A 26,814-nucleotide genomic window follows, 5' to 3' on the forward strand; every position below is an offset into this window, starting at 1 on the left:
ACGATGCACAATCCTAACCCATCGCGGGGGTATAACACAGATGTTGCAACATGTTCTTGAGGCCGGACTACGCCAGACCATGAGCCGCCTGATCCGGCCTGCCCTGCATCCGGCTGTACCGGTATCCGTCCAGCGCCTGCTCATCAGGCAGGCCTATCGCAGTTCGATTCCACCCAGGGGCTGCGACTTCCGGAAAGACACACTGGCAGATGTTCCCGTTATCAGAAGCTCATTCGGAGCGGTAAACCAGGGCACTGTATTGTACCTGCATGGCGGTGGCTACATCATCGGCTCGGCAGCCACCCATAAAGGCCTGACCGGACACCTGGCAAAAGCCAGCGGCTGCACCGTTGTAACACCTGACTACCGCCTTGCTCCGGAGCATCCGTTCCCGGCGGCTCTGGACGATGCAGAAGCAGTCTGGCACCAGCTGATCAGCGACGGGCACTCTCCCGCTGAAACCGCGATTGCCGGCGATTCTGCCGGCGGTGGGCTTGCCATCGCCCTGGCTATGCGACTGCGAGACAAACAACAGCCCTTGCCCGCGTCCCTTACGGTTTTTTCACCCTGGGCAGACCTCACCCAACAAGCCTTGTATTCGCCTGAACACGAACCTGTGTTGCAGTCACGCTGGACCGCCAAAGCTGCAAAGCTCTATGCCGGCCCGGAGTCCCTGAGCAACCCTTTGATCTCTCCCGTATACGGAAACCTCACGGGGCTGCCACCGTTGCTGATTCAGGTGGGAAGCCAGGAAATTCTGCTTAACGATTCGGAGCGGCTTGCAAGCGCAGCGCAAAAGGCCGGAGTCGACACCCGGCTTGAGGTGTTCAACAGCCTCTGGCATGTGTTTCAGGTACACAGCGGCCAGCTGGACCGGGCTACTGCCGCTGTAAACGCTGCAGGCGAGCATATCAGGGAACATCTGGCAGGCTGAGATTGCCCGACACAAGTGCCTCTTTGCGCTCACGGGGCCACTGCTTGATACGCCATTCCAGCCTTAACGCCTGGCTGCGACTGCCGGCCGGGGAGCTGAACGCCAACACCAGCGGCCCTTTTCCCCTCAGGCTACGCGCCCCTTTGGGCGCGCCGGCCTGATGCTCTTTAAACCGGCGGGAGACATCGGTTGTCACCCCGGTATAAAGAGCCCCCCGGGCTGTCCGCACTATATACACGTACCACTCAGTGGCCACTGGCCAGCTCCTGCTCCCGTGCCTTAACTTTTCTTTGTTGCAGCCAGAGACCGCCCATGATCAGTACAAGCCCGATATAGGTGGAGGGCAGAATATGCTCTCCGAGAATAAAATAGATAAATACCAGCGACAGGAATGGTGAGATAAATATCAGGTTACTCACCCTGGACGTATTCTCTGCTTTTTTCATGGCGTAAGACCAGAGCACAAACGCGATCCCCATTTCGAATACGCCGACATACAACGCTGCCAGCAGTGAACCCGTCAGCGGCAGCGCCAGCCCTTGCGTCCACCAGCAAATCAGCGCGATGACCGGCAGGCCGGAGAGAAAATTGAGAAACAGGCCCACGACCGGGTCGCGGGTATCGCGGGTCGCAATAATCCAGTAGGACGCCCAGATAAGCGTACTGCCGATTGCCAGAGAAACCCCCAGAGGGTCTGAAAAACTTAAGGAGGTAACCGCCCCCCGGGTTGCGATCACCACCACCCCCGCGTAACACACCAGCCCGGCGAAAATATCCAGCTTGCGCAACCTGTGCCCGAGAAACGGCACCGACAGATACGCCAGGACCAGCGCCCAGGTATAATTCAATGGCTGCGCTTCCTGGGCAGGCAGTCGGTCAAAGGCACCGAACAAAAAGAAGTAATACAGGCAGGGGTTGATCAGTCCCATACCAAACGACTGAACGTATTGTTTTTTACTCAGCGCAAACACCAGGTGCCAGCGTTTCTGAGCCATCAGAATGCCGGCCATCACCAGCACGGATGCCGTACAGGCAATCAGCAACATCTGTACCGGGGCCAGGTCTGCCAGCGCCAGTTTGAAAGCCGTCGCTACTGTGGACCAGAGCAGCACCGTCCCCAGGCCGTACAGCATGGCTGTTTTCTGATCTTTCATCAGGGTTCTCCCAAGGGCTCGCTGTGGTCTTCACCGGTCAGCTCACCCGCAGCCAGCCACCGGTAAAGGGTGCGACGGTTGATACCAAGGATCTGCGCAGCCCGGCGCTTGTTACCACCCACGGCCTGCATCACATCGCGTACATAGTTCTGTTGCAGCTTATCCAGTGTCGGCCATTCGGACATACTGCCACCGAGGCGCGCACTTTTGGGCGCGGCAGGTTCACTCTGGCGTTTACGGATTCGCTCGGGCAGGTGTTCGGGCTGTATGGTATCACCCTCACAGAAAGTAACCGCCCGCTCAATGGCGCTGGCCAGCTCCCGGACATTCCCCGGAAACGGATAATCCATCAATGTGCGTGAGCTGACATCACTGAGCTTCAGAAAACCACGCTGGTGCCGTCCTGCTGCTTCTCTGAGAAAGTGCATGGCCAGCAGGTCCACATCATCGCCCCGTTCCCGCAACGCAGGCACACGCAAGCTGAGGGTTTCCAGCCGATAGTAGAGGTCTTCGCGAAAACTGCCCTCACGCACTGCCTTCAGCAAGTCCACGTGGGTTGCGGCCAGGATACGGACATCTACCGGTTCCTCTTGGTCGGAACCAACGGGCTTGACCATGCCTTCCTGTAATACCCGAAGCAGCTTGGCCTGCAGGCCCAGAGGCATTTCACCAATCTCATCCAGTAATAAAGTGCCGCCATGTGCTTCAGCGAACAGCCCTTTGCGTGCTTGCCGGGCCCCGGTAAACGCCCCGGCCTCATGGCCAAAAAACTCACTTTCCATGAGCTCGCCGGGGATGCCAGCACAGTTAACAGCCACAAACGGACCCGAGCTGCGCTCGCTGGCCTGGTGAATGGCTCTGGCTACCAGCTCTTTGCCGGTTCCGCTTTCACCGCAGATGAGAACGGCAGCGCTGCTGCGGGCAATCTGCCGGATCTCGGATCTGAGCCGGACCATGCTTTCATGATTGCCAATCAGCCCAAGGGACTCATCAGCACCAGTGTCGGCCAGAAACTGCTGTAACTGCCGGGACAGATCCGCCTGGGTCAGTAACCTGTGTATTTTCAGGCGCAGATGATCTGTAGACAGGGGCTTGGTAAGAAAGTCATCGGCTCCGGCCTTAAGGGCATCCACTGCCTGATCTACGGTTCCGAATGCGGTAATGATAATAAAAGGCAGGCTGTGGCCATCAGCCTGTGTTTTCTTGAGCAGGTCCAGCCCGTCACCATCGGGCAGCCGGAGATCGGATACAACCAGATCCGGCGTTTCTTCCGTAAGCTGCTGACGAGCCTCACTTACTGTTCCTGCGCGGGTTACCCGATAACCATCCAGCTCAAGCTCTTCGGTTAACAATAACCCCAGGCTGGCATCATCCTCCAGCAGCATAATCGTCGCTTTATGTTGGCTCATGTCGCTGCCTCCACTGGCCAGAACAGGCTTACCCTGCACCCTTGTGATTCACTCTGGCCAATACTGATCCGTCCACCGTGTTCTTTCAGAACGCTACTGACAACCGCCAGACCAAGCCCTGTGCCCTCTCCGGCGGCACGGGTACTGTAAAATGGCTCGAACACAGCCTCCCGCTTTTCCGCCGCTATCCCCGGACCATCATCATCTATGCGCACTTCCCATTCATCCCCGTGCGGATGCAGGGATACAATGACCTCCGAACGCGCGGCCTGGCAGGCGTTGCGTACAACATTCAGGCACGCCAGCTCCAGCCTTACCGGCTCTGCATTCACCCGGGCCCCGGCCTCAAGATCGACACCGGTAATCGCTTTACCGTGGCACTTTTCATCCTCACCGGCACGGTCCAGAACATTCTTGAGCACTGCATCAAGGCTGACCGGCCTTCGGGAATCGGGTACATGACGGAAACAATCCAGAAGCTGCTGAATGATGGTTGTCATACGCCCCACCTGGTAGCTGATATCGTCAAGCTGGCGCTTCTGCTCTGCCGTCAGATCGTGGCGTGCAAGAATACCGGCGCGTCCCTGAATAACGTTCAGGGGCGCACCCAGTTCATGGGCCACGCCGCCGGCGACACGGCCGATCATGGCAATTTTTTCCTGGTACTCCAGGCGCTCAGCCAGTTGGCGCTCTTTGATAACTCGCTGCTGTATTTCTTCTTCCGCCCGGGCCATGCGCCCGCTCATATCCCGTACACCTCCGTATATCTGCCGCAATTCACGGGGGCCGGACGGCTTCGCATCCAGCCGCCAGCGCCCGGGGGCCAGACCATCCATGGTAGCCAGCAGCCGGCTGACATGGCGCCCAACTGCACCATAATGCCCCAGTACAACCACCAGGATGATCGTGATAGCGAGGGCAGACCAGATAGAAACAGCCCACAGGCGGATGGACGCCAGTAACTCATGGAAGTCGCTGCGCCGGCGGGTAATCTGCAGCAATCCCTGCATCCGGCCGTCGTCAGCTACCAAAGGGGTAAAGTGCGAGAAAACGGATTGCCCGTCGACTTTACGAAAAGCGCCCCCAAGCTCACCACTGTTTATCACCTGCTCGGCACTGGCACTGTTGCCCACATCTGTATCAGCCACCCCCAGACTGGCGATTCGTGCACCATCCTTATCAAATACCGAAGCGCCGGAGATGCGCCCTATACGAAAAATGGATTTGAGGGAGTCCCCCATCACCAGTTCGTCTTTTTCTTTCATTGCCCTGGAAAGAGGGCCGCTGGTGGCCCGGGCAACCAGTTCAAGATCTTCCTGAAGGCGGTCGTTAAGCGCCTTTTCTACCGCCCCGACCCCCAGATAAATCGCAAACCCACTGATCACCAGCAAAGGGACAACAATGCTCAATACAAGGGTCAGCTGTATTGTGCCGATTACCCGGCCGGCGCGTCTGAGCGAAGGTTTCATTCTGTCTCCCGTGACACTGTTGCCACACATTTCTGCCACATGTGACATTTCGCCACAACCTTCATTAAGCAACATTAACCAATAGAATTACCTAACCCGCTGTTTTAAAAGAACAAATATAAATAAACAAAAGTGGCACGGCGATTGAATAGTCCCTGACGACTGCAAATGAAAACAGGAGAAGTTGATTATGAATAAGCTACTCGTATCCATTACCACTTCCATCGCGCTGCTTGCCGCTGCACCTGTCATGGCACAGCAAACGCCGACAACCGCCGGAAACACAGGTGGTGTCCTGACGTTGGCGCAGGCAGAAACCCAGAAAACCAACTACACAGACGCTGAACTGAAAAAGTTCATCTCAGCCCAGGAAGGCATCACCGAAGTTCGCGAAGAGTACATCGAGAAAATTGAAGCGGCCGATTCTCAGGAAAAGGCTCAGGAACTGCAGATGCAGGCGAACGATGAAATGGTGTCGGTGATTGAAGACGCAAACATGGACATCCCGACGTACAATGCTATTGCCACGGCCTACAGCAGCGAGCCGAAGGTACGCAACCGCATTGAAGCTCTGATGTAAGCCCCCAGGACCGGGCAACCTGCCCGTCCACTCAGCCCCGCTTTGCGGGGCTTTTTCCCTTCCTGCCCGATAACCCGGGCTTAGCCTGCTGTCACCGGCACAGATACAAACCTTACGCCCTGACGCGCCAGTTCTTCTGCCCCCCGCGCAGTCAGCTCGGAAATAAACTGGAATTGCTCTTTCGGGTCATACGGATAAGCCTTGAGCCGGTAATGCATTCCCCAGGGTTTGTTAAACACGATCACGCGCACAGGCTGCCAGGTTTTGGTCCGGGGGCTGGTAAACGCCACTTCCCGGAGCAACTCCCGTACCTGACTGATATCGTGGTTGGCTTCCAGATAAAAGTCGGTGACGCACATCAGGTTGTCGGTACCATCGTTGTCATTGGCAATCAACGAATTCCACAGTTTGTTGTGGGGGATGATCACCACTGTGTCATCCGGAGTGACAATCTCGGCCGCACGCGTGTTGATTGCGCGCACCTCACCATACTGCCCTTCCACCTCAATCCAGTCGCCCGGGCGGTACGGCATTTCGTACAGGGTGACAATCCCTGCAATCAGGCTGTTGGCGTAATCCTTGAACGCAAACCCCAGCGCCAGAGCCAGGGCACCGAAAATGGCTACCATATTTTCAAACGATGGCTTCACCAGTATCGGCACCACGACCACGATGGTGGCAAGAATGATCACTAGCCGAAGCAGCGGCACAGACGCCAGCAAATAGAGGCGTGGTTTGCCTCCCAGCTTTTCTGCAACCCGGGGAAAGAGTTTCTGAATAACCAGCATTACCAGTGAGGCTACAATAATCACGCCCAGCGCATGCAACAGTGCCTGTCCGGTAATTGTGGCCATCGCCTCCCTGATGCCAAGATCTTCCATCATAATAAACTCCTAGAACGGATCCACCGGAAAGCCCCAGCTCTGCAGGTGACGCCTGACCGTAGGGTATCCGATAGGGGTTAAATGCCAGCGTTCATCAACCTGGTCGCAGCGCACGATCTCTGCGCGCTCCAGTCTGGACAACACCAGGCTCAGTTTGTAGGCAGGCACGCCTGTGACAACCTCCAGTGATGCCACGTCAAGTCCGTTATGCAACAGCAGACCGTGAAGCACAAACCCCATCACACTCGTCTTGCTCTGAGGGATGGTCGGCAAACTGAGCCGTTTCAATGGCACCACCCAGCAATCCACCGATCGGCCCTGCCTGCCCGCTTTCTCGTCATCTTCATCGGGACTGGCGTCCTCCTCGGGACGGGCCCGCAGAGATCTCTGCCAGATGGCCAGGGCGACGCCGGGATTTCCGCGGGATTCGCCGGCCAGATCACGCAGGAACGAACTGCGTTTACGCTTTTTCTGGCGCTTGTTCTTCCCGGTGCTGTCTGCCTCGGCTACAGGCAATACATAGAGACCGTCGTCGGCCATTCTTGCGATTACCGGGGCCCGGTCATGACCTGATGCAAGGTAAGTAAGCCACTGCCCAAGCCGCTCGCTGTCCAGAGGCGCCGGCGTCCAGGGCGACATATGGGTACCCTCAAGATAATGCTCCCAATAGCGCCAACACCAGCTTGAACACCCCACAATACCCGGCCCCACAGCATCACTGGCGATCCGGCGGAACAACTCCCGGACCAGAGCCAGCCCGGACAGGCAACGAAGCCAGAAGTCGGCCAGCTCGGGAATAACCCACGGGCGCGAGACATCCTGCTTGTCCCACCAGGCTTTGGCTTCCTGCTCACTGAAAAGTAAGGTTTCCGGTGGTGTAATAACAGTCCATACAGCACCGTCGTCATTCAGGACTGACTGCCCGGGTTGTGAAAGCCAGCCAAGCGCCTGTTGCAAGCCGGAAAAAGGAGGTGCCACAAGGCAGGTCACCTTACGGCTGAGCGCTCCCTCAGAGCGTGCATGCTGCAAGTTACACGCTATAGCTTCAGCCTGACGCGCATAGTCCGGCTCCGGGGCCAGCCGCCTCTGCTGACCGGCAGACAACTCCGGAAGTTCGTCCATGCTTTCAAACGGCTCTTCTGCCCGGGAGACGGCCTTCAGCTGTGTAAGCGCATGACGGACGGCATCTTTAAGTGACCGACGTACAGAGGCCTCCGGCAGTGTCCATTGCTCAGCGGGAATCAACCCTCCGGGAAGGCATGGGTCCCCCTGGTTTCCCCTGGTTTTATCCTTCAAACAACCGCTCCTGTTCATTCCGGTATCTGCAACTCCATTAAGCCCGAGCCCCCCTTTCAGTGCAAGAAACTCCAGCCACCACGCAAAAATCAATGCAAAAAATTCTTGCACTGAGTTTTTTCAGCCAACATAATCGCAAACGATAATGACTATGATTCCCATGCCAACCAATCCGGAGCTTTTAATGAAAGCCAATGTTCAACCGGCCCCTCTTGTCCTCGCTATAGCAACCCTGGTCAGCACGGGCTGCGCCAACACCTCCCTCTCGGATTCCGAGGCCTCTGAGCCGGCCACGAAAGCGTCAGTTGTCGAGCATTACGCCGACCTGGCTCACGCCGGGTATGAAGATGCCCTGATTACCGCAAAGGCGCTGGATAAGGCTACTGATCGCATGCTGGCCAACCCGACCGAGGCCAACCTGCAGGCTGCCCGGGAAGCCTGGCTTGCGGCGCGCGTGCCCTATCAGCAAACGGAGGTATTCCGGTTCGGCAACGCCATTGTGGACGACTGGGAAGGTCAGCTGAACGCCTGGCCTCTGGATGAGGGTCTGATCGACTATGTGCAGACAGATGGTTATCAGTATGAGTTGGGTAATGCAGGTGCCACCGCCAACATCATTGCCAGCGAGCGCGTCAATATTGGCGGCGAAACCATTGATGTCAGCCGCCTGACTCCTGAATTACTGGCGGGGCTGAATGAGGCCGGCGGCTCGGAAGCTAACGTGGCTACCGGCTACCACGCCATCGAATTTCTGCTCTGGGGGCAGGATCTGCACGGCTTTGAACAGGGCAGTGGTGAGCGTCCCGTAACCGACTACGCTAAAGGTGCTGACTGCACCAACGGCAACTGCGAGCGCCGGGGGCAGTACCTTGATGCCGTCACTGATCTGCTGATCACGGACCTTGAGTGGATGGTTGCCCAATGGGCGCCTGAAGACTCAGACAACTACCGCAGCCAGCTGATGAATGCCGACGCCGATGAAGGTGTGCAGAAAATGCTGTTCGGCATGGGCTCCCTGTCTCTTGGCGAGCTCGCCGGGGAGCGCATGAAGGTCGCTCTGGAAGCCAACTCTTATGAAGACGAGCACGACTGCTTCAGTGATAACACCCATAACTCGCACTATTACAACGGGCAAGGCATTCAAAACGTGTACACCGGTCTCTACCGTCGCGTCGATGGCACCCTGGTATCCGGCCCGTCCCTGTCTGATCTTGTGTCGCAGAACGCCCCGGAACTCGATAGCCGCCTGAAGGTTCAGCTGGAGACGACCATGGCCGCACTGAGCGACCTGAAGTCGCACGCAGAGGCCGAGGAGAACCCCATGCCTTTTGACGTAATGATTGCTCCGGGCAATGCAAAAGGAGCAGACATTGTAAACGGCGCAATTATGGCTCTGGTTGAGCAAACCGCCTCCATTGAGCAGGCCGCGCGCCAACTGGGCCTTGAGACCCTGTCACCGGACGATGCCGGACACTCTTTCTGATCAACACCGGGGAATAATGAATCGTAAACAACGTCTGGCCACGCTGCTAATGCTCAGCGTTGGCCTGCCGGCTCTGGCCGGCACGCACGCAGGCTTCCCATTGCAGGAGACACCTGACACAGGTGGGAAAGGTACGGTTGAGCAGTCTGACACCAACGCCTATTCCCTGCCCCAAAACAACCTTTCGATGACACGGCGACTGGACTTCAGTGTTGGCAACAGCTTTTTCCGCAACCCCTGGGTTGAAGCGCCCGCCAGCACCACCGCAAGGGATGGTCTGGGCCCGCTTTTTAACACCAACTCCTGTCAGGGCTGCCACATCAAGGATGGCCGTGGTCACCCGCCGGCGGTTGATGAGCCACCGGTGTCCCTGTTCCTGCGCCTGGCGGTTCCCGCGGACCCGGATAAAGATACAGATACCCTGCTCACTCACGGGTTCAAACCTGCCCCGGTGTATGGCAGCCAGCTGCAAACCGCCGCCCTGCCCGGCGGCAAGCCGGAAGCGGATATGAAGCTGTCATGGAAAACGGTCACCAAAACCCTGGCCGACGGCACCCGCGTAAAGCTGCGTGAGCCCATCTATAAGATTGAAAGCCCGAACTACGGCCCCTTGCCTGAAAACCTTCTGATCTCCCCCCGGGTTGCCCCACCCATGATAGGCATGGGCTTACTGGAAGCGATTCCGGTTGCAGACCTGAAAGATCTGGCAGACCCGCACGATGAGGACGGCGATGGTATTTCCGGCAGACTCAACCAGGTCTGGGACCTTGAAGCCGAAAAAACCGTACCCGGACGCTTTGGCTGGAAAGCCGCAGAACCCAGTGTGCACCAGCAAAGCATGGGCGCATTTGCCGGTGATATGGGGCTGACCTCCAGCCTGAAGCCGACAACCGACTGCACTCCCGAACAGAATTGTGATCAGTTCCCGGAAGGCGGCCAGCCGGAAGTCAGCGACAAGATCGCCAACTTCGTTACCTTCTACGCCAAGAGCCTGGCTGTGCCTGCACGCCGTGATATGGACGATGCCTCGGTAAAGAAAGGGGCACGATTGTTCAATGAAACCGGATGTGCTGCCTGCCACACACCCCGGCATACCACAGGAACAGACCCGGATCGCCCGGACCTGAGCAACCAGAGCATCTGGCCCTACACCGACATGCTCCTGCATGACATGGGGCCGGCTCTGGCGGATGGTCGCGATGAGTTTCTTGCTAGCGGCAATGAATGGCGAACGCCTCCACTCTGGGGCATTGGTCTGGCACAGACCGTGAACCCACAAGCCGGCTTTCTGCACGATGGCCGTGCCCGCACTCTGGAAGAAGCCATTCTCTGGCACGGTGGTGAGGCCGCCCCGTCTGTGGCCCGCTTCCGCAAGTCCGGCGCTGAGAACCGCGAGGCTCTGCTCGATTTCCTGAACTCGCTTTAACGGAGCTTATTATGAAACGACGGATACTTGCATTGGGGCTGATCTCGGCACTGGCCGCAGCGCCACTGGCTACCGCAGCCGCCAGCAGCGAGGCTGCTGTTTCGAATACCGAGTACCGAAAGCAGTGGCACAGCGACATCCACTCGGGTTACCAGGCTCTGGCCACACAAAGCCAGGCGCTTGCAGACCAGGCAAAGACCTATTGCCAGAGTCCCTCCCCGGAAGCACGTGAGCAAACCAGACAGGCCTGGCTGGATGCATTTCTCGCCTGGCAGCAGGTCCGCTTTGTGGACTTTGGTCCTGTGGAGAAAGGCAACCGCGCCTGGCAATTCCAGTTCTGGCCGGACCCGAAAAACCTGGTCGCACGCAAAGCCTCTTACCTGCTGAGGAATGATGAGCCTGTTACAGCCGCCGGAATCAGCGAGTCAGGTGTGGCTGTACAAGGCTTTCCGATGGTTGAATACCTGCTGTACGACCAGCCCTTCAGCAACAGCGAGCGCGCTCTGCCAGCGGATCATACCTGTCAGCTGCTTACAGCTGTCAGTCGCCACATTGCTGACAACGGCGCCACCCTGGCTCAAGACTGGAAGGATTTCCAAAGCGACTACGTTGAGCATGCCCCATACACAGATTCGACCATCCGGGCAGCCATGGCCGGGCTGGAAATTCTTGAAGAACGCCGGCTGGCCACGCCCATGGGATTGCGCGGCAACGGCAAGCGCTCGGTATACAGCGCCGATGCCTGGCGAAGCGAAACCAGCCTGGCTGCAGTGAATGCCAGTGTCCGGGGTCTTCGGCAATACTTTATGCCCGCTTTTTCTACACTGCTGGAAAACCAGAACAAGGCCGACCTGGCCGGACGCATCGAACAGCAGTTTGATGAGGTACAGGCCAACTTCCCCGGGCTTGAGCGCCCAATGGCGCAACTTCTGGCTGACGATACCGCCTTCAGGTCACTGCAAAGCCTGTACATCGATGTGACCCAGCTGACGGCACTGGTGAATGACCGGGCGGCTGTTGAACTTGGGGTTGTGCGTGGCTTTAACTCCAGCGACGGAGACTGAGCCTATGCCTGGACTGACTCGCAGACACCTCATAAAAACGGCCCTCGCCGGAAGCACCGCCCTCACGCTCACGGGTTGCAGCCTTTTGCCCGGCAAAGCCGGCGCTGATGGCCCTCAGCAATACACAGGCGCCATCGGTCTGCCGGGTAACCGTTTTGCGGTGGGGGCGATAGCGCCCGACGGAACAATGCTGTGGCAGTCACAGGTGCAGACCCGCTGCCACAGCGGGTGTAACCGCCCGGGCAACGCAGAGGTGCTGTTTTTCGAGCGCCGCCCCGGCTGGGCGTTTTACGTGTTTAACCGCAAGACCGGCGAGCAGACACACCGCATTGAAGCCGCCTCTGGCGAACACTTTGTCGGCCACGGGGTGTTCTCGCCAGACGGTCGCTTCCTGTATGCGCCCGCCAACCGCTACGAGCCCGGAGAAGGGATCGTGGCGGTGTATGACAGTCACCAGCACTATCAGCGGGTGAATACCTTTGAGCTGAACGGGGCCGGTCCGCACCAGATCACATTACACCCGGACGGCCGGACATTGATTGTTGGGCTCGGAGGCATTCTCACCCACCCCGACTATGACCGCATCAAGCTTAATCTGGGTACCATGAAGCCTGCACTGATTCTTCTGGACCGGCACACGGGAGACACCCTGGGTCGGTTCCGGCCTTCCCACCACCAGCTCAGCACCCGGCATGTAGATGTCTCGCCTGATGGCACCGTCTATGCTGCCTATCAATACCAGGGCCCGGCCCACCACCTGCCGCCATTGGTCACACGCTACCGTAAAGGTACCTATGAGGAGATCGACCTGGGTGAGTCGGTGCATCGTAAATTAGGCAACTATATTGCCAGCATCGTTGCCCATCCCGAGAATGATCTGGTTGCCATTGCATCCCCGATTGGCGGTACCGCACTGATCTTTGACAGCCGCTCAGACGAGGTTGTTGCACAGGCCGGCATTGCCGACTGTGCCGGCGTGGAGGCCCTGGCGGGTGGAGATTTTCTGGTTTCTTCAGGCCGCGGCAAACTGGTTCGTATGGGCAGGCATCAGCCAGCGTCAGAGATTGCCCGTATGGCGGTGCAATGGGACCATCACCTGGTGTAAACCTCACCGCTTCCGAAACACCGGGGTTCAGAGGCGGAAGTCCCGGTGGTATCCTTGGCTGTCCATGTACCGGAGGGCAGCACCTTGTCACAGCAGCATACACCTACAGAAAAAGCATCCCTTGCACAGGAACGAGCCCAGGCGACATCCGGCACGCTGGAGCGTTCCGTTGACCGGCTATACAGCCTGATCGCCAATGAAGAAGACGCCCGGGTGTGCAAGGACATTCCACCTGAAGCCTGCCAGGTTGTACCTCGCAACTTTTTCCTGATTCTGGCAGCCAACGTGCTGACTAAACTGGGGGACCTTTTAATCAGCCCGAAAACCGTGCTGGCGTGGCTGATGAGTGCGGTCGGCGCACCTGCCCTGGTTGCCTGGCTCGTTCCCATCCGGGAGTCCGGCTCCATGGTGCCACAAATGATGATCGCCGCCTGGGTCCGGCGCAAGCCTGTACGTAAATGGTTCTGGACGCTGGGCAGTTTTGGTCAGGCAGTCAGTGTTGCCGCCATGGCGGCAAGTGTCTGGATTTTCGAAGGGTATACGGCCGGTGGCGGCATCATCGGCGCTTTGATTCTGTTCTCCCTGTCACGGGGGTTCTGCTCAGTGGCTATGAAAGACGTACAGGGGAAGTGTGTTCCAAGAACCCGCAGGGGCAGGCTTTCGGGGCTGGCCACCACCATTGGCGGCACGACCACCGTCATCCTGACGTTACTGTTGTTCTGGAACCGCGACGATCCGACGCTGGCCTTTTACAGTCTGCTGCTCCTGTTGGCTGCTGCCCTCTGGGTTGTCGCCGGTTTTCTGTTTGCCGGCGTGGAGGAGCATGAAGGCGAAACCGGAGGCGGTGGTAACGCCCTGACAGAAGCCTTTCAGAGCCTGTCTTTACTAAGGGATGACGCCCCCTTCCGTAACTTTGTTATTACACGTGCCCTGCTTTTGTGCTCGGCTCTGGCAGCACCGTATTTTGTGGTGCTGGCGCAAAAAGAGGCCGACACAGGCATGATGCTGGGGGTGTTCCTTCTGGCCAGCAGTCTTGCCAGCTCTGTATCCGCCAGCTTCTGGGGCTGGATGGCCGATGTTTCCAGTCGCCGCGTGATGATTCGCGGGGCGGCCATTGCCAGCGCAGTTTGTCTGGCCGTTAGTCTTACAGCCATGTTTGTCGGTACCGGGGTAGGCAACGGCTGGTTCTATCCGCTCGCCTTCTTTGTCCTGAGCATTGCCCATGCGGGTGTGCGCCTGGGCCGAAAAACCTACCTGGTGGATATGGCAGGAGGAAACAAGCGTACGGACTATACGGCGGTGAGCAATACCGTGATCGGCTTTCTACTGCTTGCCACCGGTGGGCTAACGGCGCTGCTGTCACTGATATCAACCGCAGCGGTTATTCTGGTTCTCGGGTTGATGGGCCTGGCAGGCACGATCAGTGCTCTGCGACTGAAAGAAGTGACCGAAAACTGAACCCCGATTGCCCGGGCGAAACCTCAGGCAGGTGCCTTGCCATCATTCAGCGCCAGGGCACCTTTGACAATACGGTAAATCAGCCAGATAGATATACCCAGAAGAATGAACCAACCGATAATTATAAAGGTGGTCACAATACCGATAACCGTCCACAGCAGCCCTATCCAGAACGTGCGGATCTGCCAGCGGAAGTGTGACTCCACCCAGGTACCACGCACGTCATCCAGCTTGACGTAATTGACAATGACACCCGCCAGCCCGGTGATACCTCCCAGAAAAAATGACAGCCCCTGAAGGATATAGACTACAACCGCGAGGTTACGTGCGGGGTCGGAGCGACGCGCTAACTCATTGGATTCTGCATCCGCAGGAATGTACTCCGGATCGGCCACGGCTTACCTCCTTTACCTGTGTAAGCACATAGCTTAACACACGGCACTCAGGCAGACTGATCGGTATTCTCTGTAACAAACTGACCCGTGTGCCGGGGGTTCAGCTCCCTCTCTATCCAACGACTGACCTCGCGCTTGCTACGGCGCTTTGTCAGTTGCTCAGTATAGATGTACTCGGGAAACACACAGCTCTTGCCGTTATGCTCCAGGTAAAACCTCCGGCGGGCGCCTACCGGATAAGAGCTGGGCCCGTGCATGACAGCCGCCCGGATAGTAAAAGCTCGGATATGGTCAATCTCCTGACCCGGCTCACTGTCATCACCGCACGCTCCCGTCAGTATGTCACGAAAGCTGCCCAGCACCAGAAAATCCCCCGACTCCAAAGGCCCCTACCGCAGGCTTTGCCGCAGATTATTATCGTCAGAACTGACGCGTTCATAGCGGGTCACAGTCAACAGACTCTCGGTATCATCCCGGGTCTGGACCACGACCTGTACACATTGCACGTGTACTGCTTCCTTACCCATATTAACGAGCAGGCACATGGAGTCGACACTCTCGTTCTAGCCATGGTGGATGACCAGATAGGGCCTGCTGCCACGGCGGTACTGAATTAAAAAGAGCTGAAGGTAGATTACCCATATGATAACCATGGCCAGATTGCTGATCGGGTTTAAATAATCCATCTTGCCACCCTCAACTCTTCAATGCCGGCACCAAACCGAAGCGCCTGTCAGTTGGTCATTTCGTTATACCCTTCCTCAACCGAGTCGCCCGCTTCATCGGCCGCTTCGCCAAGTTCCTCGCCGGCGTTCTCAACACCTTCTTTCATTTCACCCACTGCGCCTTCATCCTGGCCCGTGGCTTCTTCATAGGTTTCCTCTACAGAGTCACCTGCATCGTCTGCTATTTCTGCTGCGTTATCTGCTGCCTGATCAAAATCAGCTCCCTCGTTATCTTCCGAGCTGCAGGCCGCCAGGCCCAGAGTCAGAAACATAACAAGAGCGCCCAGGGTCAACTTGTTCATAACCTATCCCTCTGTTGGTAAGCATTTGTAACCGTTTACAGAGTACGGCCATGCCCGGCGCCACACAATTACTTCCCGATTACGTTTTCTTTAGCCAGAGGCGCCGCAACACAGGGCAGAGCAAGTTCAGAACCACTCAGTTTTCATGTTCAGACACGTGTCATCCATGTTCCGCAACAACACCAGATCCTGAGCAACCGTCGGCAGCTCCCAGTGGAAGAAATACTGGGCAGCCTGCAGCTTGCCCTGATAGAAGTTGCGCTCCTCTTCGGAGTCGGTGGACGCGAGTGCCTCCGCCGCGGCATTGGCCTGTCGCAACCACATCCAGGCAACAGTAATGTGGCCGAACAGATGCAGGTAGCACGAAGCATTTGCCAGGGTTTTATCCACTTCACCGCTCATCATGGATTTACCCAGACTCTGGGTAACCTGAACAGCCTGTTGCAACGTTTCGCTCAGAGATAGCGCCCACGGCTGACAGCGATCTGTGGTTGCGGCCTCCAGATCCACCTGCATTTCCTGCATAAGTAATTGTAGCCCTTGGCTTTGATCCTGCCAGACCTTACGCCCTAACAGGTCCAGACCCTGAATACCCGTGGTGCCTTCATGGATAGGGTTCAGTCTGTTATCCCGCCAGCACTGCTCCACCGGATACTCCCGGGTATAGCCGGCGCCGCCATACACCTGAATCGCCAGGTCATTGGCCTTCGGGCCATGCTCTGAGGGCCAGGTCTTGATAACCGGTGTCAGCAGGTCCAGCAACTTGCCGGCTTCCGTGCGCTTCTGTTCATCCGGGTGTGTGTGCTGATCATCAACCAGGCGCGCACCGTACAGACAAAGAGCCAGCGCCCCCTCAGTATAGGCTTTCTGGGCCAGCAGCATCCGGCGCACATCCGCATGGTCGATAATGGGCACCTGAGGACTGTCCGGATTTTTTTCAGTGGCTTTACGACCCTGCAGGCGGTCTTTTGCATACTCCAGACTGTGCATGTAACCACGATAACCGATTACGGCGGCACCAAAGCCAACACCTACCCGGGCTTCGTTCATCATCTGGAACATATATTTCAGTCCCTGGTGCGGCTCACCCACCAGATAGCCATGGCAAGGCGCATCATCACCAAAACTGAGTGCTGTGGAGGTGGTGCCACGGTAGCCAAGCTTGTGGATCAGTCCGGCCAGGCTTACCCCGTTTCGAACCGCCGGATTGTCCTCTTCATCTACCCGGAATTTCGGCACGATAAACAACGAGATGCCTTTTACACCCGCTGGCGCACCCTTGATTTTAGCCAGCACCATGTGAACGATATTTTCGGTAAGATTCTGCTCGCCACCGGAAATATAAATTTTTGCACCTTTGATCAGGTAGTGGCCAGCGTCCGTTGGCGTTGCGGAGGTGCGAATGTCCGCCAGAGAGGAACCGGCATGGGGCTCGGTGAGCGCCATGGTTCCACTGTAACGGCCACTGAGCATATTGGGCAGAAAGCTGGCTTTCTGGGAATCACTACCAAATACCCGAATGAGGTTAGCCGCTGCCGTGGTCAGAAACGGGTAACCGGCAGTGCCCGGGTTGGCGGCAGTAAAGAAGCTGTTGCACGCGGCCATCACTGACTCAGGAAGCTGCATTCCTCCTAATTCGTAATCGTAGCGCCCGGCAATAAAGCCAGCTTCAGCATAGGCATCAAAAGCTTCTTTAACTTCAGGCAGCATTTCTACCTGACCATCCACAAACCTGGGTTCATCTTTATCCGCGGCGCTGTTGTGATTGGCAAACTTCTCCCGGGCCATTTTGTCAGCGGTTTCAATCACCGCCTCGAACGTGTCGCGGTTGTGCTCGTTAAACCGGTCGCGGCTGAGCAGACTCTCAGTATCGAGAACTTCATAGAGCTGGAAAGCCAGATCGCGGCGGTCAATCAGAGTATCAGTCATTTGTGCAGTGTCCTTCATCGTTTTCGGGAGCATCTATCTATTGTCTACAGACTCTCACAAGCCATCTTCTCTGGAAACCGGCGTTTATGACATAATCATGGTTATATTCGCCACTCATTGCCTGAACTGGCGCCTGAATGATGCAGGTACTGCCGCCCAGGACTGTCGGCAGCAAGGATGCTGCCGTCAAGCGTAAAGGGATGTATTTACAGCGTGTCCTGGGCGGCAGTACCTGCATCATCCTGCTCCGGAGTTACAGTCTGGCGAGACCGGGGCGTACACCTGACTTGACCTGCGGGCCCCGGCACGTATCATCGGTTTCCAGATTTTAATTACGGAGCAAGCATGACCGCCAGGTCCGTCGGCTGCATAAAGATTAACTGTTTCCCTCTGACGGCCGATATCGCCCGTCATCGCGGACGCTTACCCTATTTCCCGGATCCACCGGCTCTGCGCTGAGCCAGCACCCGCAGCCTACAGGTTCATGTTGCTACGATTCTGACAGGGCGTGCAACGGAAGCTAGACTCAGGCTGGTACGTTACCCCCATTCATCAGAAAAGAAATCGCTTGCGAGGTCGCGATGTCGCTACCGCTGGTTGTACTACTGCCGTTTCTGGGCGCCATAGTCGTTCCCTTTTTTGCCCAGGGCGGGCGGACGGCTATTGCTATAGCCTCCTCGGTGCCTGCACTGATTGCTCTGGCGGCACTGTTCCCTCACTGGCCTGCACTGTCATCTGGCGGCGTGGTACTGCACAGCTATGAATGGCTGCCAACACTCGGTTTGTCCTTCAGCTTCCGGCTTGATGGTCTGGCACTGCTGTTTGCTCTGCTGATACTGATAATTGGTGTGCTGATTATTCTGTATGCACACTACTACCTTAAAGCCCATGAAAACGTCGCCAAGTTCTACTCGCTTCTGCTGTGCTTCAAGGGCTCAATGCTGGGTATCGTGTTGTCCGGAAACCTGCTGCTCATGCTTATTTTCTGGGAACTTACCAGCTTAACATCGTTCCTGCTGATCAGTTTCTGGACCCACAAACAGAATGCAAGGCGCGGTGCCCGCATGGCGCTTGCCATTACCGGCGGGGGCGGACTGGCACTGATGGCAGGCATTCTGCTCATCGGTAACATTGCAGGCAGCTTTGAACTGGATGCTGTATTGGCTGCCGGGGACCAGATTAAGGCCCACGCCCTGTATCCGGTGGCACTGACGCTGGTTTTACTGGGTGCGTTTACCAAATCTGCCCAGTTTCCGTTTCACTTCTGGCTTCCTCATGCCATGGAAGCACCCACCCCGGTATCGGCTTATCTGCATTCGGCCACCATGGTAAAAGCCGGTATCTTTCTGATGGCCCGCCTGTACCCGGCACTGGCGGGAACGGAACAGTGGTTCTACATGGTCAGCTTTACCGGCCTGGCCACCCTGCTTCTGGGCGCCTGGGTGGCCATGTTCAAGCATGACCTCAAAGGTTTGCTTGCCCACTCTACAGTCAGTCACCTGGGGCTGATCACCCTGCTGTTTGGTATGGGCACAAAAATGGCTGCCGTTGCCGCTCTGTTTCATGTGATTAACCATGCCACATTCAAGGCCTCACTGTTTATGGCCGCCGGCATCATTGACCACGAAACCGGTACGCGCGATATGCGCCGGATCAATGGGCTCTGGCGTTACATGCCGCATACGGCCACTCTTGCCATGGTAGCGGCATCTTCCATGGCAGGTGTCCCGCTTCTGAACGGCTTCCTGAGCAAGGAAATGTTCTTTGCCGAATCCCTGGAGCTCAATCTCCCGGGGCTCTGGGCCTGGGTACCACCAATTGCCGCCACCCTGGCGGGCATATTTGCTGTTGCTTATTCAGCACGCTTTGTTCACGACGTTTTCTTCAATGGTAAACCCGTGGACCTGCCGCACTTTCCGCCCCATGAGCCACCCCGCTACATGAAGATCCCGGTGGAAATTCTTGTATTTGCCTGTGTGATGGTGGGGGTTTTTCCTGCGATATCCGTTGGTCCACTGTTGTTTGCAGCGGCGTCAGCCACACTGGGCAGTAGCACCCCGGACTACCAGCTGGCTGTTATGCATGGCCTGAACCTGCCACTTCTGATGAGCTTCACAGCGTTTCTGGGCGGCTTGTTCATGTACAGTCAGCGCAAACGTCTTTTTGCTTTCCACGACCGCTTCCGGGAAATTGATGAAAAGGCAATTTTTGAAGCCGTGGTTTCATGGTTCGTTAACCTGGCCGGACGTTTTACCCGGCGGATAGAAAACGGATCTTTACAGCGCTACGCCATGCTGCTGATGGTCAGCGTGATTGCGGTCGCGGCGCTGCCCCTGGCTGAAGCGGGTTTTTATGTCGGTGAAAACGGGTTGAGTGCCTTTGACTGGCCTACAGCAACAGCAGCCGGGGTTTTGATTATAAGCGCACTTGCCACGGCCTTCTGGCACCGTGAGCGATTTTATGCTCTGGTGCTTCTCAGTGTCGTGGGGCTGATCGTCGCACTCGGATTCGCCCGTTTCTCCGCACCGGATCTGGCGATGACGCAGCTTTCAGTGGAAGTTGTCACCATTGTTCTACTGATGCTTGCACTCTACTACATGCCTTCCTGGACCCCGATGGAGAGCACCCGGGCACAGCGCATCCGGGACGTCGTGATTGCACTGACTGCAGGCACAGGCATGACCCTGGTCACTCTGGCCATGCTGACCCAGTCTTTCAGTTCGATTTCTGACTTTTTCCTGCAAAACAGCAAGCCGGGAGGCGGTGGAACCAACGTTGTTAACGTCATTCTCGTGGACTTCCGTGGCTTTGATACCCTGGGTGAGATAACCGTATTAGCCATAGCTGCGCTGGGTATCTACGCCATGCTCAAAAACACGGATCTGCCGGCGCCCCCCGGGGACGGGCTTGGCCGTGTCTGGGCCAGGGACCAGTACCCGCTGATGCTCACCCAGATTGCCCGGCCCATGCTGCCTCTGGCTCTGATGGTGTCTGCCTATATCTTCCTGCGCGGGCATAACGTACCGGGTGGCGGTTTTATTGCCGGCCTGATTACATCCGTCGCGCTGATCCTGCAGTACATTGCCAGTGGCATGATCTGGACCGAGGACCGGATTCCAATCCGATACCACAATGTGATCGGCCTCGGGCTGTTGTTTGCAGTGATAGCCGGGGCCGGGAGCCTTGCTTTCGGCTATCCGTTCCTCACGTCTGCATTCGGCTACATTAACTGGCCGGTGGTGGGCAAGTTTGAAGTTGCCTCGGCACTGATATTCGATCTGGGTGTTTACCTCGCTGTCGTAGGCGCTACCTTGCTGGCGCTGGTCAGTATTGGCCGTCTGTCACCCTATTCGTTCGCAAAGAGTAAAAAGGAGGGCGCGTAATGGAACTGTTGTTTGCACTGGTTATCGGTGCTTTAACCACATCCGGCGTTTACCTGTTGCTACGTGCCCGCACCTTCCCGGTGATCATGGGGCTGACCATGCTTTCTTATGGCGTGAACCTGTTCCTGTTTTCCACCGGGCGTCTGGCAACTGGCCAGCAACCGGTTATCGGAACCGCATCCAGCTATACAGACCCATTGCCACAGGCTCTGGTGCTTACCGCCATCGTCATCGGCTTTGCCATGACCGCGTTTCTGGTGGTTCTGGCCCTGAGAAACCTCTCTGACAATGGCGGCGATCACGTAGACGAACGCCCCGATACAGTCTCGCCGCCCTCAAAGCAGCAGCGGGAGCAGGAGGCCACCCGTAAATGACCCACTGGCTTATCGCACCGATTCTGATCCCTCTTCTGGGGGGCATTCTGCAGGTATTCATGGGCTATGCGCCGATCAGCCTGCGCCGGACACTGGCCATTACCTGTACGGTACTGATGCTGGCCGCCACAATTGTGCTGCTCATACTTGCCAGTGATGGCAGCTATCGTGTTTATGCATTCGGCAACTGGCAGCCACCCTTTGGCATTGTGCTGGTTCTGGATCGCCTGGCCGCCCTGATGCTCGTGCTCACCTCTGCACTCGGACTGTTCTGCCATATTTATGCCAGCGGTGGTGCGGATGAAGGCAACCGCCAGTTTCACGCGCTGTTCATGTTCCAGTTAATGGGCCTGAACATGGCATTCATGACCGGCGACCTGTTTAACCTGTTCGTCGCTTTTGAAGTCCTGCTTATCGCCTCTTACGGATTGCTCATGCATGGCGGCGGCACCGCCCGGACCGTTCCCGGCCTTCACTATGTGACCCTGAACCTGGTGGGCTCGTCCCTGTTCCTGATCGCTGTGGGGATGATTTACAGTGTGACCGGAACCCTGAACATGGCCGATCTGGCGGTAAAAATACCGCAGATCTCCGGCAAAAACCTGAATCTGGTGAAAGCCGGCGGCATGATGCTGCTGGTGGTCTTCAGCCTGAAAGCTGCAGTTCTGCCTTTGTGCTTCTGGCTGCCCAAAGCCTACGCCAGAGCAACAGCTCCGGTTGCAGCCCTCTTTGCGGTGATGACCAAGGTGGGGATATACGCCATTATAAGAATATACCCTCTGATCTTCGGAGAAGGCGCAGGCGAACTGGCTAATCTGGGCATGGACTGGCTGTTCCCCCTCGCACTGATTACTCTGAGCATGGGAGTTATTGGTGCGCTGGGCGCAGAAAACCTGAAAACCCTGGTGGCCTGGCAGGTGATCATCTCCGTTGGTACTTTGCTGGCTCCTGTTGCACTCGGTTCGGTGGCCGGGCTGTCAGCCGCACTTTTCTACCTGGTCAGCACAACCTGGACCGTTGCCGCCCTGTTTCTGGTTTCAGAACTGGTGGCAAGCCAGAGAGGCGCCGCTGCAGATACGATTGTTATCGCTCCACGAATGCATCATCGGACATTCCTGAGTGTGTTGTTTTTTATCGGCGCTGTATCCGCCGCCGGTCTGCCCCCACTGAGTGGCTTTTTCGGCAAGCTGCTGATTCTCCAGTCGGTTGCGCCGGGTGCTGAAATGGCCTGGCTATGGGGTGTGGTACTGGTTGGCGGCTTTCTCACACTGATCGCCTACAGCCGCGCTGGCAGCATGGTATTCTGGTGGAACGTGGACGGTCACCTGGAAACACCCGAGCCGATGAATAACCGGGTTGCAGTGTCTACAGGCATGCTGACTTGCCTGACCATACTGATCGTTTTCCTGGCAGGCCCGCTCAGTGATTTCACCCGTGCCACCGCGGAACAGGTGTACGATAATCAGGGTTATATCCATATCCTGGAAACCCCCATGCATACTCCGGAAAACGCGTCGCCCGGGGAGGTAAACTGATGTTTGATCGTTTGAGTTTCCCTCAGCCCTGGCTGAGCCTCACTCTGTTTATTACATGGCAGATTCTCAGCGACGGGGTCTCCGGTGCCAGTGTTGTTCTTGGTCTGATCCTCGCCTGGCTGATCCCGCAACTGACCCGGAATTTCTGGCCCGAGCGACCCACGTTCAAAAAGATATGGATCATGCCCGGTTATGTACTACGGGTACTCAAAGATATCGTGGTGGCCAGCTTTTCAGTGGCCTGGCTCATACTCAGCCCGCGCACGCCACGCCCGGCTTTTATCAGCTACCCGCTGCATCTGGAAAACCCGATGGCCATATCTGTTCTGGCCAGTACTATCTCACTCACGCCCGGAACCGTCAGTGCGGATATCAGTAATGACCGGAAAATTCTGTTGATCCATGCCCTGGATGCACCCAGTAACCAGGAAGTCATTAACGACATTTACAACCGTTACGAGAAACCGCTGTTGGAGATGTTCCAATGATCACCACTGCCCTGTACCTGACCATTGCCATGGTTGTTCTGGCTGCTGTTCTCAACCTTTACCGCCTGATCAAAGGACCGGATGAGCCGGACCGGGTCCTGGCCATCGACACGCTCTACATCAATGCCATTGCACTGATTATTCTGCTGGGCATTACTCTGGGCACCCGGATGTACCTGGAAGCAGCCCTGCTGATTGCAGTGATGGGTTTTGTAAGCACGGTTGCCATGGCCAAGTACCTGAAACAGGGCAGTGTCATTGAATAATCACGATCTTCAGCCAACTCGCCTGTTCCCGCTCACTTGCACAGGAGACACGCCATGAGCCTGTTTGCAGAATATGCCATATCGGCCCTGCTTCTCTTTGGAGGTGCTTTTACTCTTATTGGCGCCATTGGTCTGGCCAGGTTACCGGATTTTTACACCCGGCTGCACGGCCCCACTAAAGCCACCACCGTTGGTGTGGGCACCATCATGCTCAGCTCTGTTATCTATTTCAGCGCCCTGGGCGAAGGGATCGATTTTTCAGAAGTTCTGATCACCGTATTTTTGCTGATGACGGCACCCGTGAGTGCTAATTTGCTGGCTAAAGCAGCTATGCACGTCAGTGTAAAAACCATGAAGGGCACGGAAGGCCAGCCCTGGGAACAGTAACCCCGGGCTGTTTGCCTGACGCTCCGCACTCCGGAATCTATTGACAATCCCCTACGTTACGGGTTTTATGTAGGATTGAGTCAACTTCCCATACAACGCTAATAAACCGATAAGGGGACGTCAGTCATGTCACAGACAAAAATCTTGCCCGCAGCTAAAAATGCGCACCAGTATCCACTGCTTATCAAGCAACTGCTGCTTTCAGGGCCGAGGTTTTCTCCAGACCAGGAAATTGTGTACGCCAATCGCAGCAAGTACACCTATAAGGATCTGGTTGAACGCATAAACCGGCTTGCAAATGCTCTCACTGAAGCCGGGGTCAAGCCTGGCGATACCGTGGCCGTCATGGACTGGGATACACCCCGCTACCTGGAATGCTTCTTTGCCATTCCCATGATGGGCGCTGTGTTGCATACCATCAACGTACGCCTGTCACCGGAACAGATTGTTTACACCATGAACCACGCAGAAGATGACGTGGTGCTGGTACACGATGACTTCCTGCCAATTCTGGAAGGCGTACGCGACGATATTAAAACGGTTAAAACTTATATCCAGCTCAGCGACGAAGACACAGCACAAGAAACCGAGCTGGAAACAGTCGGGGAGTACGAAGCGCTTCTGGCCAACGCAGCATCAGAGTTTGATTTCCCGGACTTTGATGAAAACAGCGTCGCAACCACATTCTACACCACAGGTACGACAGGCAACCCCAAAGGGGTGTTCTTCAGTCATCGCCAGCTGGTTTTACATACACTGACCATGACCGGCTCCCTGGCTGCCAGTGATGAAATGCCGCTGTTGCGGTCTTCATCGGTTTACATGCCGATTACCCCGATGTTCCACGTGCATGCCTGGGGTGTGCCCTATGCAGCGACCCTGATGGGCATCAAGCAGGTTTATCCGGGGCGCTATGAGCCCGAACTGCTGGTAGACCTGCTCAAAGAACACGACGTTACCTTCTCACACTGCGTGCCAACCATTATGCAAATGATGATGGCCACCGACTCCATCAAAACTGCAGACCTGAGCAACTGGCACGTGCTGATCGGCGGCAGCGCCCTGCCTAAAGGCCTGTGCGATGCGGGTGCGCAACTGGGGATTCGCATGTACACCGGTTACGGCATGTCGGAAACCTGTCCGCTGCTCAGCGCAACTCACCTCACGCCGGAAGATCTTGAGCTGCCCCTGGAGCAGCAGACCGCCAAACGTGTCAAAACCGGCATTGCAATGCCCATGGTGGAGCTGGAGATTGTTGACCCTTCAGGCAACCCTGTTCCTCACGATGGCGAGGCTAAAGGGGAAATTGTGGCCCGGGCCCCGTGGCTTACCCAGAACTATATAAAGGAACCGGCCAAAGGCGAGGAACTCTGGGAAGGCGGCTGGCTGCATACGGGGGATGTCGCCTCTATGGAGCCGGATAACACAATTACCATCAAGGATCGCATCAAGGACGTGATCAAAACCGGTGGCGAGTGGTTGTCCTCTCTGGACCTGGAAAGTCTCATCAGCCAGCATCCGGCCGTGGCAAGTGCTGCTGTTGTCGGTGTTCCGGATGAGAAATGGGGTGAAAGGCCTTATGCACTGGTCACCCTGAACGCCGGCGAGCAGGCAACGGCTGAGGATATACAGCAACACCTGATGCAGTATGTTGAGAAAGGTGAAATCAACAAGTGGGCCATCCCCTCACAGATTGATTTTGCCGAAGATATCCCGAAAACAAGTGTTGGCAAGATCAACAAGAAGCTGATTCGCGATCAGCTTACCTAAAAAGACCCGACACAAAAATAGCCCGCAGGAACACCCTGCGGGCTATTTTTTATTTGCCTTTCAGCCCCCGGAGCGTTTCACAACCCACCCTTTCTGCTCAAGAAGCGGAACCAGCACATCCCGCTGATCTCCCTGTATTTCAACCACACCGTCTTTGACTGTGCCCCCGGTGCCGCATTTGGCCTTGAGTACTTTGGCGTAGGCTTTCAGTTCTTTATCGTTCAGCGGAATACCGGTAATCAGCGTGACGCCCTTGCCTTTCCGCCCTTTGGTTTCACGGCTTACCCGCACCACTCCATCACCAGCCGGCCGCTGTGTCTGGTGACAGGTACAGTCATCAACCGGGTTGCGACATTCAGGGCACATACGCCCCTGCTCCGTTGAAAATACCAGACCACCTGACGATTTCCTGCTCATTTGTCCTCCAGCCCGGGTGGGTACTTTTTAAACATTTCCGCGACCACCTCGTCGATCAGTTTACGGCGGGTTTCCGGAGACTGGTTTTCGTTAAGGTATCGGCGGCTGGCTGCACGCCATACAACCTCTTCCGAGCTTTGGTCTGCCAGCTCTACCACCAGCTTACCCTCGGTTACCTCCCGCACAGGTGGCGGTGTTGAAAGCCCCCACCCAAAATTGCCGGTTCCGAAACCAAAACCAAGACCCAGCCCGGACTGCTCCAGGCGTTCCTGCTCTACAATCCGCCAGTTCACCAACAGGTCAGCTTCCGGCACATCCACCTTGCGCATTGCCTTGCGGGTGAATTCCCGCTCAACGGCCTTCCGGACCCGGTTTCCATCCAGGGATATAAATGATGCGCTGCCAGCATCAGGGGCAAACGCCCAGGATGAGTAATTGCCAAAAACCACGGATGAGTTGTAATCAGTGACGACCTTACTGGCGCACCCGGTCATGGCCAGGGTGATCAGCACTACCATCAGTACACGTGCCATTGCCTGCTCCTTAATTTCTGCGAGTCCTGACATCAGTATACGCACAAG

26 protein-coding genes are annotated in these 26,814 nt (G+C 56.6%); 14 read left to right on the forward strand and 12 right to left on the reverse strand.

The genetic code is table 11. The features are described 5' to 3' along the window. Positions 1-40: 40 nt before the first annotated feature. The gene (locus tag FFI95_RS13800; protein WP_144823478.1) at positions 41-934 is read left to right on the forward strand and encodes an alpha/beta hydrolase; all 894 of its coding nucleotides are present in this window, start codon (positions 41-43) and stop codon (positions 932-934) included. On the opposite strand, the gene FFI95_RS13805 is transcribed toward FFI95_RS13800, so the two are convergent. From FFI95_RS13805 to FFI95_RS13820, 4 genes are read right to left on the reverse strand one after another with little or no spacing between them, the layout of a single operon-like run. Beyond that, complete coding sequence (locus tag FFI95_RS13805) at positions 912-1,190, reverse strand: GIY-YIG nuclease family protein (protein ID WP_144823480.1); 279 nt, start codon at positions 1,188-1,190, stop codon at positions 912-914. The genes FFI95_RS13800 and FFI95_RS13805 overlap by 23 nt on opposite strands. Then, positions 1,180-2,088, reverse strand: a complete 909-nt coding sequence (locus tag FFI95_RS13810; RefSeq protein ID WP_144823482.1) for a DMT family transporter — start codon at positions 2,086-2,088, stop codon at positions 1,180-1,182. Before FFI95_RS13810 ends, FFI95_RS13805 begins: the two co-directional genes overlap by 11 nt. Further along, positions 2,088-3,497: a sigma-54-dependent transcriptional regulator gene (locus tag FFI95_RS13815; protein ID WP_144823483.1), complete on the reverse strand. Its 1,410-nt coding sequence runs from the start codon at positions 3,495-3,497 to the stop codon at positions 2,088-2,090. The genes FFI95_RS13810 and FFI95_RS13815 overlap by 1 nt, the downstream gene beginning before the upstream one ends. Next, the gene (locus FFI95_RS13820; RefSeq protein ID WP_144823485.1) at positions 3,494-4,966 is read right to left on the reverse strand and encodes an ATP-binding protein; all 1,473 of its coding nucleotides are present in this window, start codon (positions 4,964-4,966) and stop codon (positions 3,494-3,496) included. The genes FFI95_RS13815 and FFI95_RS13820 overlap by 4 nt, the downstream gene beginning before the upstream one ends. Before the next feature lie 190 nt (positions 4,967-5,156). Here FFI95_RS13820 and FFI95_RS13825 point away from each other — a divergent pair, with 190 nt between their 5' ends. Then, positions 5,157-5,546: a DUF4168 domain-containing protein gene (locus FFI95_RS13825; RefSeq protein ID WP_144823487.1), complete on the forward strand. Its 390-nt coding sequence runs from the start codon at positions 5,157-5,159 to the stop codon at positions 5,544-5,546. 80 nt (positions 5,547-5,626) lie between these two features. Here FFI95_RS13825 and FFI95_RS13830 read toward each other — a convergent pair whose 3' ends face one another. After that, positions 5,627-6,430 (reverse strand): mechanosensitive ion channel family protein, encoded by an 804-nt coding sequence (locus FFI95_RS13830; protein WP_246069519.1) that lies wholly within the window; start codon positions 6,428-6,430, stop codon positions 5,627-5,629. A gap of 9 nt (positions 6,431-6,439) precedes the next feature. Continuing rightward, positions 6,440-7,726 carry a hypothetical protein gene (locus FFI95_RS13835; protein WP_246069520.1) on the reverse strand — a complete coding sequence of 429 codons (1,287 nt, stop codon included), beginning with the start codon at positions 7,724-7,726 and terminating at the stop codon, positions 6,440-6,442. 184 nt (positions 7,727-7,910) lie between these two features. Between FFI95_RS13835 and FFI95_RS13840 the strand changes: the two genes are divergently transcribed. The 5 genes from FFI95_RS13840 to FFI95_RS13860 all read left to right on the forward strand — a co-directional run bounded on the left by FFI95_RS13840 (position 7,911) and on the right by FFI95_RS13860 (position 14,262). After that, complete coding sequence (locus tag FFI95_RS13840; protein WP_144823488.1) at positions 7,911-9,209, forward strand: imelysin family protein; 1,299 nt, start codon at positions 7,911-7,913, stop codon at positions 9,207-9,209. Positions 9,210-9,225: 16 nt separating this feature from the next. Continuing rightward, positions 9,226-10,635, forward strand: coding sequence for a di-heme oxidoreductase family protein (locus tag FFI95_RS13845; protein ID WP_186312024.1), 1,410 nt, complete (start codon positions 9,226-9,228; stop codon positions 10,633-10,635). An 11-nt stretch (positions 10,636-10,646) separates the two neighbouring features. Then, on the forward strand, positions 10,647-11,699 hold the full coding sequence (locus FFI95_RS13850; RefSeq protein ID WP_144823490.1) for an imelysin family protein: 1,053 nt from the start codon (positions 10,647-10,649) through the stop codon (positions 11,697-11,699). A gap of 4 nt (positions 11,700-11,703) precedes the next feature. Next, positions 11,704-12,804, forward strand: a complete 1,101-nt coding sequence (locus FFI95_RS13855; protein WP_144823492.1) for a DUF1513 domain-containing protein — start codon at positions 11,704-11,706, stop codon at positions 12,802-12,804. Between the two features lie 156 nt (positions 12,805-12,960). Further along, the gene (locus FFI95_RS13860) at positions 12,961-14,262 is read left to right on the forward strand and encodes an MFS transporter (protein WP_144823716.1); all 1,302 of its coding nucleotides are present in this window, start codon (positions 12,961-12,963) and stop codon (positions 14,260-14,262) included. 23 nt (positions 14,263-14,285) lie between these two features. Here FFI95_RS13860 and FFI95_RS13865 read toward each other — a convergent pair whose 3' ends face one another. From FFI95_RS13865 to FFI95_RS13880, 4 genes are all read right to left on the reverse strand, one after another. Further along, positions 14,286-14,657, reverse strand: a complete 372-nt coding sequence (locus tag FFI95_RS13865; RefSeq protein ID WP_144823493.1) for a DUF4870 family protein — start codon at positions 14,655-14,657, stop codon at positions 14,286-14,288. Positions 14,658-14,704: 47 nt separating this feature from the next. Further along, positions 14,705-15,040: a hypothetical protein gene (locus tag FFI95_RS15500; RefSeq protein ID WP_246069521.1), complete on the reverse strand. Its 336-nt coding sequence runs from the start codon at positions 15,038-15,040 to the stop codon at positions 14,705-14,707. Positions 15,041-15,390: 350 nt separating this feature from the next. Then, positions 15,391-15,684 (reverse strand): hypothetical protein, encoded by a 294-nt coding sequence (locus tag FFI95_RS13875; RefSeq protein WP_144823495.1) that lies wholly within the window; start codon positions 15,682-15,684, stop codon positions 15,391-15,393. Between the two features lie 126 nt (positions 15,685-15,810). Next, complete coding sequence (locus FFI95_RS13880) at positions 15,811-17,613, reverse strand: acyl-CoA dehydrogenase (protein ID WP_144823497.1); 1,803 nt, start codon at positions 17,611-17,613, stop codon at positions 15,811-15,813. Positions 17,614-18,194: 581 nt separating this feature from the next. Here FFI95_RS13880 and FFI95_RS13885 point away from each other — a divergent pair. The 7 genes from FFI95_RS13885 (at position 18,195) to FFI95_RS13915 (ending at position 25,816) form a co-directional block, all read left to right on the forward strand. Beyond that, complete coding sequence (locus FFI95_RS13885) at positions 18,195-20,996, forward strand: monovalent cation/H+ antiporter subunit A (RefSeq protein WP_144823499.1); 2,802 nt, start codon at positions 18,195-18,197, stop codon at positions 20,994-20,996. Continuing rightward, positions 20,996-21,370 (forward strand): Na+/H+ antiporter subunit C, encoded by a 375-nt coding sequence (locus tag FFI95_RS13890; RefSeq protein ID WP_144823500.1) that lies wholly within the window; start codon positions 20,996-20,998, stop codon positions 21,368-21,370. The genes FFI95_RS13885 and FFI95_RS13890 overlap by 1 nt, the downstream gene beginning before the upstream one ends. Continuing rightward, entirely contained in the window at positions 21,367-22,905 is a 1,539-nt protein-coding gene (locus FFI95_RS13895; protein WP_144823502.1) for a monovalent cation/H+ antiporter subunit D, read from the forward strand. Before FFI95_RS13890 ends, FFI95_RS13895 begins: the two co-directional genes overlap by 4 nt. Then, positions 22,905-23,393 (forward strand): Na+/H+ antiporter subunit E, encoded by a 489-nt coding sequence (locus FFI95_RS13900; RefSeq protein WP_144823504.1) that lies wholly within the window; start codon positions 22,905-22,907, stop codon positions 23,391-23,393. The genes FFI95_RS13895 and FFI95_RS13900 overlap by 1 nt, the downstream gene beginning before the upstream one ends. Beyond that, a complete protein-coding gene (locus tag FFI95_RS13905) occupies positions 23,390-23,659 on the forward strand; it encodes a K+/H+ antiporter subunit F (protein ID WP_144823506.1) in 270 nt (89 codons plus the stop codon). The genes FFI95_RS13900 and FFI95_RS13905 overlap by 4 nt, the downstream gene beginning before the upstream one ends. A 54-nt stretch (positions 23,660-23,713) precedes the next feature. Further along, a complete protein-coding gene (locus tag FFI95_RS13910; RefSeq protein WP_144823508.1) occupies positions 23,714-24,046 on the forward strand; it encodes a Na+/H+ antiporter subunit G in 333 nt (110 codons plus the stop codon). Positions 24,047-24,172: 126 nt separating this feature from the next. Beyond that, positions 24,173-25,816 carry a fatty acid--CoA ligase gene (locus FFI95_RS13915; protein WP_144823509.1) on the forward strand — a complete coding sequence of 548 codons (1,644 nt, stop codon included), beginning with the start codon at positions 24,173-24,175 and terminating at the stop codon, positions 25,814-25,816. A 60-nt stretch (positions 25,817-25,876) separates the two neighbouring features. Here FFI95_RS13915 and FFI95_RS13920 read toward each other — a convergent pair whose 3' ends face one another. Next, positions 25,877-26,233: a translation initiation factor Sui1 gene (locus FFI95_RS13920; protein WP_144823511.1), complete on the reverse strand. Its 357-nt coding sequence runs from the start codon at positions 26,231-26,233 to the stop codon at positions 25,877-25,879. After that, positions 26,230-26,766: a DUF4136 domain-containing protein gene (locus tag FFI95_RS13925; protein ID WP_144823513.1), complete on the reverse strand. Its 537-nt coding sequence runs from the start codon at positions 26,764-26,766 to the stop codon at positions 26,230-26,232. The genes FFI95_RS13920 and FFI95_RS13925 overlap by 4 nt, the downstream gene beginning before the upstream one ends. Positions 26,767-26,814 lie beyond the last annotated feature (48 nt).

The sequence above is a fragment of the Marinobacter piscis genome, assembly GCF_007671655.1.
Taxonomy (GTDB): Bacteria; Pseudomonadota; Gammaproteobacteria; order Pseudomonadales; family Oleiphilaceae; genus Marinobacter; species Marinobacter piscensis.

Bases quoted from the DNA above. Each gene is read 5' to 3' on its own strand.
- FFI95_RS13800 (WP_144823478.1), top strand. From the start codon at position 41: ATGTTGCAACATGTTCTTGAGGCCGGACTACGCCAGACCATGAGCCGC.
- FFI95_RS13810 (WP_144823482.1), bottom strand. From the start codon at position 2,088: ATGAAAGATCAGAAAACAGCCATGCTGTACGGCCTGGGGACGGTGCTG.
- FFI95_RS13815 (WP_144823483.1), bottom strand. From the start codon at position 3,497: ATGAGCCAACATAAAGCGACGATTATGCTGCTGGAGGATGATGCCAGC.
- FFI95_RS13820 (WP_144823485.1), bottom strand. From the start codon at position 4,966: ATGAAACCTTCGCTCAGACGCGCCGGCCGGGTAATCGGCACAATACAG.
- FFI95_RS13825 (WP_144823487.1), top strand. From the start codon at position 5,157: ATGAATAAGCTACTCGTATCCATTACCACTTCCATCGCGCTGCTTGCC.
- FFI95_RS13830 (WP_246069519.1), bottom strand. From the start codon at position 6,430: ATGATGGAAGATCTTGGCATCAGGGAGGCGATGGCCACAATTACCGGA.
- FFI95_RS13840 (WP_144823488.1), top strand. From the start codon at position 7,911: ATGAAAGCCAATGTTCAACCGGCCCCTCTTGTCCTCGCTATAGCAACC.
- FFI95_RS13845 (WP_186312024.1), top strand. From the start codon at position 9,226: ATGAATCGTAAACAACGTCTGGCCACGCTGCTAATGCTCAGCGTTGGC.
- FFI95_RS13850 (WP_144823490.1), top strand. From the start codon at position 10,647: ATGAAACGACGGATACTTGCATTGGGGCTGATCTCGGCACTGGCCGCA.
- FFI95_RS13855 (WP_144823492.1), top strand. From the start codon at position 11,704: ATGCCTGGACTGACTCGCAGACACCTCATAAAAACGGCCCTCGCCGGA.
- FFI95_RS13875 (WP_144823495.1), bottom strand. From the start codon at position 15,684: ATGAACAAGTTGACCCTGGGCGCTCTTGTTATGTTTCTGACTCTGGGC.
- FFI95_RS13880 (WP_144823497.1), bottom strand. From the start codon at position 17,613: ATGACTGATACTCTGATTGACCGCCGCGATCTGGCTTTCCAGCTCTAT.
- FFI95_RS13885 (WP_144823499.1), top strand. From the start codon at position 18,195: ATGTCGCTACCGCTGGTTGTACTACTGCCGTTTCTGGGCGCCATAGTC.
- FFI95_RS13890 (WP_144823500.1), top strand. From the start codon at position 20,996: ATGGAACTGTTGTTTGCACTGGTTATCGGTGCTTTAACCACATCCGGC.
- FFI95_RS13895 (WP_144823502.1), top strand. From the start codon at position 21,367: ATGACCCACTGGCTTATCGCACCGATTCTGATCCCTCTTCTGGGGGGC.
- FFI95_RS13900 (WP_144823504.1), top strand. From the start codon at position 22,905: ATGTTTGATCGTTTGAGTTTCCCTCAGCCCTGGCTGAGCCTCACTCTG.
- FFI95_RS13905 (WP_144823506.1), top strand. From the start codon at position 23,390: ATGATCACCACTGCCCTGTACCTGACCATTGCCATGGTTGTTCTGGCT.
- FFI95_RS13910 (WP_144823508.1), top strand. From the start codon at position 23,714: ATGAGCCTGTTTGCAGAATATGCCATATCGGCCCTGCTTCTCTTTGGA.
- FFI95_RS13915 (WP_144823509.1), top strand. From the start codon at position 24,173: ATGTCACAGACAAAAATCTTGCCCGCAGCTAAAAATGCGCACCAGTAT.
- FFI95_RS13920 (WP_144823511.1), bottom strand. From the start codon at position 26,233: ATGAGCAGGAAATCGTCAGGTGGTCTGGTATTTTCAACGGAGCAGGGG.
- FFI95_RS13925 (WP_144823513.1), bottom strand. From the start codon at position 26,766: ATGGCACGTGTACTGATGGTAGTGCTGATCACCCTGGCCATGACCGGG.